Below are 10592 nucleotides of genomic sequence, written 5' to 3' on the forward strand. Positions count from 1 at the left end.
ATGAAATTAGTCCACAGATTTAAGCTGTGGACTGCTCAAAAGCCCGAGGATACCATGTTTTCCACATGTGTATACCTCGGGCTTTTGTCACCGTTCAGGAAATCATAAAATTTTGGGTAAATTCAAACGTAAGAATATATTGACAGACTGCACCGGACAATGTTCTGACCTAATATGTTCTAAGATAAAATCCAGCAATCAATACTTTTCCAAATATAGTTTATAGTTTCTGAAGCGTCTTTTCATCTTCAGATTTGTTCTTGGCAAGATTAGAACGAACGACTCACTTAGTATACTACTAACTCAAATTCATTTATCGACAATCTGATCCACCTTTGTTAGTCGGTCTATCAACTAAAAAACACATTCTCCCGAACAGGTCTAATTCGTTTGACGAATCATGTCCGGAGAATGTGTTTTTTTATTATTTTATTATGAGGCGTTGACCTTCTGGATGTCCCCTTGTTCGACGTAGACCATCAGAATAGAGATGTCTGAAGGATTCACACCACTGATACGACTGGCTTGGGCAATCGTTTCAGGTTGAATTTTCGTCAGCTTTTCTTTAGCTTCAGTGGCGAGGCCATTGATCGCTGTGTAGTCAATGCCTTCTGGAATACGTTTGTTTTCCATTCGCTTAACTTTATCCGCTTTTCGGATCGCTTTATTGATATAGCCTTCGTACTTGATGAAAATTTCAACTTGTTCTTTGACGTGTTTCGGCAGTGCCTCTTCAGTCGGAGCAAAGCTGAGAATGTCATCATATTTAACATAAGGACGTTTCAGGAAGTCGTAGACCAGCATGCCGTCTTTGAGCTGTGGTTCACCTTTTTCTTCAAGGTGGTCTGCCACTTCGCTCGGTTTTACACGTATCGTTTTCAGACGAGCCAATTCATTTTCAGTCTGTTTTTTCTTCAGCATGAAGGCCTCGTAGCGTTCTTTGCTTAGCAGCCCGAGTTCGTATCCTTTTTCAGACAGTCGGAAATCAGCGTTGTCATGACGTAAAAGCAGACGGTATTCTGCGCGTGAAGTCAACAGACGATATGGCTCATTAGTTCCTTTAGTGACCAGATCATCGATCATAACTCCAATATAAGCTTCATTACGCTTAGGTACGTAGGCTTCTTCACCTTTTACCAGACGAGCTGCATTGATACCGGCAATCAGACCTTGTCCACCAGCTTCTTCGTATCCAGATGTTCCATTCATCTGGCCGGCAGTAAACAGGCCGCTGATGCGCTTAGTTTCAAGAGATGGACGCAATTGATATGGTTTGATGACATCGTACTCAATGGCATAACCGGTACGCATCATCTGAGCATTCTCTAGCCCTTCGACGGAACGCAGCACGGCCAGCTGCACATCTTCTGGAAGAGAAGAGGACAGACCTTGAACGTAAATTTCATCCGTGTTTGCGCCTTCCGGTTCCAGGAAAAGCTGATGGCGCGGCTTGTCACTGAAACGGACCACTTTGTCTTCAATGGACGGGCAGTAACGGGCGCCTACTCCTTCAACGATACCAGTGAACATTGGTGCGCGGTGAAGATTTTCTCGGATGATGTCATGAGACACGGTACTAGTATAAGTCAGCCAGCAAGAGACCTGTTCCTTAAGATAATCTTCGTCAGGTGTTTCAAAGCTGAAATGGTTCGGCTCAGCATCTCCAGGCTGTTCTTCTGTTACCGTGTAGTCGATCGATGACTTGTGGATACGCGGTGGCGTACCGGTTTTAAAACGGTCCAGTTCAAAGCCAAGCTCAAGCAGATTTTCAGATAGCTTGACGGAAGGCTGTGTGTTGTTCGGACCTGATGAGTATTTCAGTTCACCAATAATGATTTCCCCACGTGAAGACGTTCCGGCAGTGAGTACCACAGCATCCGAACGATAAATCGCTCCAGCATTGGTCTTCACACCTTTGATCACATCATTTTCGACAATCAGTTCATCGACGATCCCTTGCTTCAAGTCAAGGTTAGGTGTCCGTTCGATGGTTTTCTTCATTTCGTTAGAGTACAGATATTTATCGGATTGGGCTCTAAGTGCTCGGACGGCTGGACCTTTTGCAGTATTGAGCATACGCATCTGAATATAGGTCTTATCCGTGTTGCGTCCCATTTCGCCACCGAGGGCATCGATTTCTCTTACTACGATTCCTTTTGCCGGTCCACCGATTGATGGGTTACAAGGCATATGGGCAACCATATCCAGATTGATGGTGATCAGTAGAGTTCTGGCACCCATTCGAGCGGAGGCTAGCGCAGCTTCAGATCCTGCATGTCCAGCACCAACAACAACGACATCGTAGTGTCCTGCTTCGTAAGTTTGCATCGCATGATTCCTTTCTATTTATCAGTCTTTTTAAATTCATGTCAATTTAGTTAGTCGTTATTTTCCTAAACAGAACTGGCTGAAGAGCTGAGTGATCAGCTCGTCCTGTACGCTGTCTCCAGTGATTTCACCGAGCAGATCCCATGCACGCGTCATATCGATCTGTACCAGATCCACCGGCATCCCTGTTTCGATGCCTTCGATGACATCATCAAATGCTTCGATCGTATCATTCAAAAGAGCGATATGGCGGATATTCGATACATATGTCGCATCCTTCTCACCGGTGTTTCCGGCAAAGAAGAGATCCGCTATCTTGCCTTCCAGCTCGGTCAGTCCTGCCTGCGTCACTATGGACGTGTAGACGATATTGGACGGATCGACCAGCGTTTTCAGCTCATTCAGATCCAGCTTATTCTCAAGATCCATTTTATTTAAAATAATGATCCGGTGGTGCCCTTCAGTGGCTTCAAGCAGCAGCTTGTCTTCTGGCGTCAGTGGTTCGTTTTGGTTGAACACCAGCAAAACGAGATCCGCATCGCTCAATGCTTTACGGCTTCGCTCCACACCGATGCGCTCAACAATATCTTCTGTTTCGCGAATACCGGCTGTATCAATCAATCGTAGTGGTACGCCTTTAACACTGACATATTCTTCTATGACGTCTCGCGTCGTTCCGGCGATTTCAGTAACAATTGCCTTCTCTTCTTTAAGCAGGACATTCAACAGACTTGATTTCCCGACGTTAGGTCGCCCGATGATTGCGGTAGCCAGACCTTCTCTCAATATCTTTCCCTGACTCGCTGTTTCCAGTAGAGATTCGACCTGCGCTTTGACCTGTGCTGCTTTCTCGACCAGCAGCTTGGAGGTCATTTCTTCTACATCATCGTATTCAGGATAGTCGATATTGACTTCCACCTGAGCTAATGTATTAAGAATTTCCTGCCTCAAGTTTCTGATCAGCCGGGACAGGTTTCCGTCCAGTTGAGTGACGGCCATATGCATAGCCTTGTCAGTCTTGGCACGGATGACATCCATCACGGCTTCAGCCTGTGAGAGGTCGATCCGGCCATTCAAGAAGGCCCGTTTAGTGAATTCTCCCGGCTCTGCCAGACGCGCCCCGTTGCTCAATACGGTTTCCAGAACTTTATTGACGGAGACGATACCCCCATGCGTATTTATTTCAACAACATCTTCTCTTGTATAGGTCTTGGGTGCCCGCATGATCGACACCATAACTTCATCGATTGGTTCAGCTGTTTTAGGATTGACGACTCGGCCGTAATGAATCGTATGCGACGCCTGTTCCTTCAGATTCTTGCTGCCAAGCTGATAGATCCTGTCTGCAATCTCCAGCGCTTCATCTCCACTGATTCGGACGATCCCAATCCCGCCTTCTCCAGGTGGGGTAGAAATTGCCGCAATCGTATCAAATTCTATAGCCATACTATCTATCCTTCCCCTTATTTATTCACAAAAAAAAGCGCCTGATCCACTCCAATTCAGCATAGACTGCTACTCTGAGCGGAAAAGCACTTTCACTGCTTAACCTTGATTCGTTCTTTTAATTATTTCGACATCTTAAATCATATAAGGTATGATGCCGTTTGTCAACTTTTATACTTATTTTTTATTAGTATTTGTGACGTTTTTTTTACATAGCAGCTATTCATTTCATACTCTGACTTCATCATCTTCTTCAATACAGAAAAAACGCCTGACATCGACAACTCGATCGTTGTTCCGTCAGGCGTAAAGTATTTATTTAGTGTCTCAGATTATACGATGACCAGATACAGCAATGCTGCTGCTACTGCGCCGAGCATTGGTGCAACAATTGGCACCCAGGCATATTCCCACTTAGAGTCACCTTTGTTTGCCAGTGGGAGAATCTGGTGCGCAATTCTAGGGCCCAGATCACGTGCCGGGTTGATCGCATATCCGGTCGAGCCACCTAATGATAGTCCAATTGACAGAATCAGCACCCCAACGACTAGTGGGTTCAGTCCTTCTGTAAAGACATTTTGACCGAAAGCCAGTAAAGCGAACACTAAAACAAATGTGCCAATAGCCTCAGACATTACATTAGATATGTTGTCTCGGATTTCTGCGCCAGTCGCAAACGTTCCCAAAATTGCACCAGCTACCTGAGCCAGAATAAAAGGAATGACCATTCCCCATGCCAAGTCTCCAGTTATTGCAAATCCAAGTGTCACGGCAGGGTTTAAATGAGCGGGACCCATAAAACCGGCGATGTATACCGCCATTGTTACAGCAGCCCCCCACCCCATCGTGATGGCTACCCATCCAGCGCCTTCTGCTTTACTTTTTTTCAAGCTAACAGCCGCTACAACTCCATTACCAAGTAGAATCAGAAACATTGTTCCTAAAAATTCACTGAAAAGTGTTAATGTTTGCCCTGTCATTTAATCCACGTCTCCCTTTAATGTTTTCAAATCAGATTCAGCAACTGCTTTTTCAAGCTCTTCCGTGTACTGTTGTCTTACTTCATCGGACCAGTCATTATAGCGAGCCATCTCAGAAATGACAGGTTCGATTATGCTGTCTAAGGTGTCACGCATAAACAGCATGTGATTTGTTCGACGGATCAGGAAATCGCTCGGGGTCAGCGCCATTTCTTCACGCATGGCGTAATGCAGACTGAGCGTATCTGCGAGAGTAAGTCCCTCTACCTGATCAACTTCTTCAAGTAAATCATAGACCGCCGGAGTGTTTGATCCATACAGATTAGCCAAGTATCTTGCTTCAGATTCAGTTAATCCTTTTTCAACACCAGACTGAGCCAGAGCTTCTGTCTCCTCGTCGACTTTAGCTGGATCGATGTCTCCACCAGAAACTGGATAATGAGCCGAATCGATCAGTTCGTAAGTCAGATTGAAGTCTCTTTCCAGCACATCGATTGTTGCTTTAACCGCTCCAAGGGCCATTTTACGGTAATCCGTAATTTTCCCGCCGGCTACGGTAATCAGTCCATCTTCATCGATCTCAAGCGAACTGCCGCGTGAAAGGGTGGAAGGATTCGTGTCTGATTCCGCATTGGCTGTTTTAATATTTTTCAGTACATCCGCGACTTCATATCGTTCAACGCTTCCCTGCTGATACTTCTCCACGATGGACAGTACATCATCAAGACTTTCGTCCGTAATGAGCTGATTGTTCTGCCCGTTATAGTCAGACCCGCCATTTGCCGCAATCAATGGACGCAAGCCGGCCCAGCTGGACTCGATATCGTTCAACGTAATATCTGCTGACGGGTACCTTGTATTGATGATGTCCAGCAGGTAATCAACGTCTTCCTGCTCCACCGTAGGATTTGAAAGGTCACCTTTATAGTCAGTATCAGTCGTCCCGAAATACGTTTTTTCCTCACGAGGAATCACGAAGACCATTCTTCCGTCCTGTTTTCCTGTATCGAAATACGTCGGCTGGGGAACGAATAGTTTCTTATTGTCTACGACCAGATGAACCCCTTTTGTCGGACGCATCTGAGGCGCCGTATCGATCTTGTCGTCCATCTGACGAATCGTGTCCGACCACGGTCCGGTCGTATTCATGACAACACGGGCATTGATTCTGATCGTTTCACCCGTCAATAAGTCTTCCACTTCTGCTCCAGAAGCTCGTCCGTTGTCATCATGTAAGATTCCAACTACTTTCATGCGACTGACCATGTGTCCGCCGTCTTCAGCTGCCCGCTTGATATTCTCTATTACTAGGCGAGCATCATTGTTCCGGTAATCCAGATAGACCCCGGCACCTAAAAGTCCTTCACTGTTCAGCTGCGGTTCGCGTTCCAGAACTTCTTCTTTTGTCAGTGTATAGTTCGCAAAATCAGTTCCAGTCACACCAGCCAGCTGGTCATACAAATCCATGGCAACTTTAAGAGAGAACATGGAGAACGTTGAATCCGGCTCATCATAAACGGGTAAGATCATCGGGTCCGCTTTTGGAATATGAGGAGCGATGCCCTGAACCACGGCCCGTTCCTGAACCGTGTCAGCTACGACTTCCACATCAAAGTTCTTCAAATAACGCAGACCGCCGTGAACGAGTTTAGTTGAGCGCGAAGACGTCCCTTCTGCAAAATCCTGCATCTCGACCAGGCCTGTTTTCAGACCCGAAGCACTGGCCTGCAAAGCAGACCCAGCACCCGTGATCCCGCCACCAATGATCAGTACATCCAATGTTTCTTCTTTTAATACGTTTATATCTTGTTTTCTTCTTTCAAGAGAGAAAACCATACTCTTTTCCTCCTACGCTAGTCCTACTCTTCAGGCTTGAAGACTTGTGTCGCTTTAACTGCCAGTTTCCAGTTCTTGTAAAGCTTCTGACGTTCTTCTTCAGGCATCTGCGGTTCGAACATGCCACCTTCTTCGTACATACTCTTTATTTCATCCATGCTTTCCCAGTAACCGACAGCCAGACCCGCAAGATAAGCAGCTCCAAGTGCAGTCGTTTCCAGATTATGCGCCCGCTGCACTTTAGTTCCAAGGATATCTGCCTGGAACTGCAGCAGCCAGTCGTTATTAGCTGCTCCACCGTCCACTTTAAGGAGAGGAATGTCGATTCCCGCGTCTTTATTCATCGTGTCAATAACATCACGAGCCTGATAAGCAATAGACTGCAGCGTCGCTTTTACGAAATCTTCTCTAGTCGTCCCTCGTGTCAAGCCGAAAACAGATCCTCGAGCATCTGAATCCCAATAGGGTGCACCCAGACCTGTAAAGGCTGGAACAACGAAGACTTCATTATCATTTTTAGATTTCTTAGCTAATGCTTCCGAATCAGACGAATTCTCGATCATTTTCAGTCCGTCACGCAGCCACTGAACAGATGAACCAGCTACAAAGATACTTCCTTCCAGAGCATAATAGATCTTGCCATTGATACCGTACCCTATCGTAGTCAGCAGGTTATTTTCTGACAACTGTGGTTCTTCACCTGTGTTCATGACGATGAATGAACCTGTGCCATATGTGTTTTTGACCATGCCCGGCTCAAAGGCCATCTGACCAAATAATGCTGCCTGCTGGTCTCCCGCCATCCCTGAAATAGGTGTGTTAGCTCCATAGAAGTGATAGTTCGCTGTGTTTCCGTAGATTTCCGAGTTTGATCTAACTTCGGGCATCATGGCACGTGGAATATTCAATAAGTCCAGAATTTCCTGATCCCATTCCAGTTTGTGAATGTTATACAGCATCGTGCGGCTGGCGTTTGAATAATCTGTTACGAACGATTCTCCCCCGGTCAGTTTCCATACCAGCCAAGTGTCGACTGTTCCAAACAGTAATTCGCCATTTTCAGCTCGTTCCTGAGCTCCTTCAACATGGTCAAGAATCCAGCGAATCTTCGTCGCTGAGAAGTAAGAGTCAATGATCAGACCCGTTTTTTCGTGAATCATTTCTGAATGCCCGGCCTCGTAAAGTTTTGCAGCGATAGGCGCTGACTGACGAGACTGCCAGACAACTGCGTTATAAATCGGCCGTCCTGTCTCTTTGTCCCAGACGATTGTTGTTTCACGCTGGTTAGTAATCCCGATTCCTGCGATTTCCTGAGGTTTGACACCGGATTCAATAAATGCGCCGGCAATGACAGACTGGACTGAATTCCAGATTTCATTAGGATTATGTTCTACCCAACCGCTTTCAGGAAAAATTTGAGTAATTTCTTTTTGAGAACTTCCGATCGTGTTTAACTGTTTATCATAAATAATTGCTCGTGAACTCGTTGTTCCTTGATCTATGGACATAATGTACTGATTATCTGACATTGGTTTATTCCTCCTATTTTATCATCGGTTTTTAGTAACCGTTTTCTTTACGTTTTTATTGTAACCGTTTTTCTTCAGTTAAAAATGTCAGCTTTTTTTGAATTTTCGAATTTTTTGAAAGTTTTTCGGTGAGAGCACTATAACACAAGCAGTATTAACCCTATTCATATCTTAATATGATAGGGTTAATACTGCTTCTAGCTATATCTATGAGCCTTCAGATTATGTGGTATTAAATCGACAGACTAATCGAGAAAATTGTACTTAATTGAGTTCGAACTGAAATTATGTGACAAAATTTCCTCTGGCTAAAAAAAAGAATAGCTCTGTATTTGAAACACCCACTAATGAGAAAACTTTAAATAATTTGCCAGCAAAAGATCAATCTAAAAAAATCCATTCGATTTTAGCAAAGGAAGTTACTATAATTGACTTTTGTACTCAATGATCTGTTCAAGAAAAAAACTATAAAAGCAAATCCAGATATTAAATCGTTAATTGTTTTTTCAGATTTTGAGAGATCAAAGCATATGAGACATATGACACAGTATTATTATAAGAACAATTATGATGTTAAAGCCCACATAGTAATAGAAAATATCTAAATAATAACTTTTTAGGCTAGAAACTTAATTTAAATAAACTGGTTAATACAAAAGTTACAGCCTCGGTTTACTGGTATACTATCGACAAGTTAATGAGCGTATACTACGTAGGAGGTTTTATATAATGGGCAGTACTTATGTAATAGGAATTTTAAAGGTGGCGTTGGAAAAACTAAGACAGTAACTATGTTGGCTTATGAGAGCGCTATTCAAAAAAATCGTAAAACGTTAGTAATTGATCTCGATCCTCAGGGTAATGCTACTTCAGTTTTAGCTAAAACTGGCAACATCGAATCTATAGATAAAAATATAACGAATGCTTTTAATAATGGAAATTTAGAAAACGAAATTACACCAATAATGGAAAATTTAGATTTGGTTGCTTCAAACACAGCTTTTAGAAATTTAAGTAAACTATTAATTCAACGTTTCCCAGATGATGAATTAAAACAAATTAAATACTTAAAGGATTTAATCGAACCGATCAAGCATAAATATGATTCTATATACTTAGACGTCCCACCAACTATTAGTGATTATTCAGATAATGCTATGCTGGCTGCTGATTTCTGTATCATAGTTCTCCAGACACAAGAGTTGTCATTAGACGGAGCTCGAACTTATATAGACTACATGCAATATCTGGTAGATACCTATGACGCAGATTTGAACGTACTAGGTATCATACCCTGCATGCTAAAACCAGGAGGCAGAGTGGATAGCAAAATACTGGATCAAGCTAAAGAATTATATGGAAATAATGTCTTGCAAACTAATGTTAAATATCAGGAACGCTTAAAAGTATATGATGTGCAGGGTATTGAAATGAACCGCAATATTAATGGCAATATTGATATGTGGGACAAAAAAGCACACGCTGTCTTTTTAAAGGTTCTAGAAGAATTAGATAGTCACCAAGAAACTTTTACAGTTAGTTAAGTTAATAGGGAGGAGCTTTAGTTAAAATGGCAGAATTTGAACCTATAATTATAAAAAGAGTACCTCATTACAAAATAAAAAAGTTGAAATAAAGGGCAGCAATAGTTTTGGACGAATGGAAACACCAGCACAAAAACCTAAACCGTTAATTGCAGAGAAGAAAAAAAAACAAAAAGTTAGTCAATCCGCGATTTCTAAAGAAGACCCTAGGTTAAAAGCTAGCAAGACGCAGAAAACTAGTCCCAGTACAAATCTAAAAATTAATACTTTAAAACCTTTTCTGAAAGAAACAGAAAGTATGAATACCGCTACTTACAATGACATAGTTGATATGTTAGTAGACAATTATGTGCAAACTAAATTGACTACTAGACAAAGCGAAGCTTATAAAGCTATATATAGCAGTCAATTTGATATGCTATAAAATGAATGAATGTGTTAATAGCGAGAATCAAAAAAATAATTAATTGAATTAGACATTACTTTAATATAAGATAGTCTGATTTCACAAGTATAAATGAGCTTATAAATTCAGACATTCACAGTACTTTTCAATTTTTTCTGTCTATATAGTAAGAACTGTATTCTATTAGTCACAATATTATCCCTATAAATTGAAAAAATAGTAAACTAATACGATACTCTATTAAAATATCTTTTTTTATTTACTGTATTCATAGTTGATTAGACATTGCCAGACTCACATCATAGTATTTTAAAAATGACTATTACAATAGATACTAATTGATCTGATTTAAATCTAAAAAATTTAAAGCTAAGTAGAAAGTTCTGAGATTGTAGATGAACCAATTTCATAACTAACTTTTTAAAAAAGGAAACACTCGTCTAATTTCAAAATGACTATTTTTTAAAAATTACACGGCTATTTCTTTTCTGTTCTTTCTCTCAGCTAACCGTTGGTTTGCATA

General features: G+C 42.1%; 6 protein-coding genes and 1 pseudogene. 2 read left to right on the plus strand and 5 right to left on the minus strand.

The window, feature by feature from the left end; translation table 11 throughout:
• Nucleotides 1-432: 432 nt before the first annotated feature.
• The 5 genes from mnmG to glpK all read right to left on the minus strand — a co-directional run bounded on the left by mnmG (nucleotide 433) and on the right by glpK (nucleotide 8119).
• Complete coding sequence (mnmG, locus tag ACYQ4S_RS09100; RefSeq protein ID WP_346024914.1) at nucleotides 433-2328, minus strand: tRNA uridine-5-carboxymethylaminomethyl(34) synthesis enzyme MnmG; 1896 nt, start codon at nucleotides 2326-2328, stop codon at nucleotides 433-435.
• A 57-nt stretch (nucleotides 2329-2385) separates the two neighbouring features.
• Complete coding sequence (mnmE, locus tag ACYQ4S_RS09105) at nucleotides 2386-3774, minus strand: tRNA uridine-5-carboxymethylaminomethyl(34) synthesis GTPase MnmE (RefSeq protein ID WP_428830620.1); 1389 nt, start codon at nucleotides 3772-3774, stop codon at nucleotides 2386-2388.
• A 332-nt stretch (nucleotides 3775-4106) separates the two neighbouring features.
• The gene (locus ACYQ4S_RS09110) at nucleotides 4107-4754 is read right to left on the minus strand and encodes an MIP/aquaporin family protein (protein WP_459770710.1); all 648 of its coding nucleotides are present in this window, start codon (nucleotides 4752-4754) and stop codon (nucleotides 4107-4109) included.
• Nucleotides 4755-6590: a type 1 glycerol-3-phosphate oxidase gene (glpO, locus tag ACYQ4S_RS09115; protein WP_346024912.1), complete on the minus strand. Its 1836-nt coding sequence runs from the start codon at nucleotides 6588-6590 to the stop codon at nucleotides 4755-4757.
• A 23-nt stretch (nucleotides 6591-6613) separates the two neighbouring features.
• Nucleotides 6614-8119 (minus strand): glycerol kinase GlpK, encoded by a 1506-nt coding sequence (gene glpK, locus ACYQ4S_RS09120; protein WP_346024911.1) that lies wholly within the window; start codon nucleotides 8117-8119, stop codon nucleotides 6614-6616.
• Nucleotides 8120-8848: 729 nt separating this feature from the next.
• Here glpK and ACYQ4S_RS09125 point away from each other — a divergent pair.
• A pseudogene (locus ACYQ4S_RS09125) lies at nucleotides 8849-9663 on the plus strand (AAA family ATPase).
• Nucleotides 9664-9778: 115 nt separating this feature from the next.
• The gene (locus ACYQ4S_RS09130) at nucleotides 9779-10087 is read left to right on the plus strand and encodes a hypothetical protein (RefSeq protein WP_346024046.1); all 309 of its coding nucleotides are present in this window, start codon (nucleotides 9779-9781) and stop codon (nucleotides 10085-10087) included.
• The last annotated feature ends 505 nt before the right edge of the window (nucleotides 10088-10592 follow it).

This window comes from Alkalibacterium sp. s-m-28 (assembly GCF_054658175.1).

Excerpts from the sequence above, each read along its gene's own strand:
- mnmG (WP_346024914.1), bottom strand. The coding sequence starts at position 2,328 with ATGCAAACTTACGAAGCAGGACACTACGATGTCGTTGTTGTTGGTGCT.
- mnmE (WP_428830620.1), bottom strand. The coding sequence starts at position 3,774 with ATGGCTATAGAATTTGATACGATTGCGGCAATTTCTACCCCACCTGGA.
- ACYQ4S_RS09110 (WP_459770710.1), bottom strand. The coding sequence starts at position 4,754 with ATGACAGGGCAAACATTAACACTTTTCAGTGAATTTTTAGGAACAATG.
- glpO (WP_346024912.1), bottom strand. The coding sequence starts at position 6,590 with ATGGTTTTCTCTCTTGAAAGAAGAAAACAAGATATAAACGTATTAAAA.
- glpK (WP_346024911.1), bottom strand. The coding sequence starts at position 8,119 with ATGTCAGATAATCAGTACATTATGTCCATAGATCAAGGAACAACGAGT.
- ACYQ4S_RS09130 (WP_346024046.1), top strand. The coding sequence starts at position 9,779 with ATGGAAACACCAGCACAAAAACCTAAACCGTTAATTGCAGAGAAGAAA.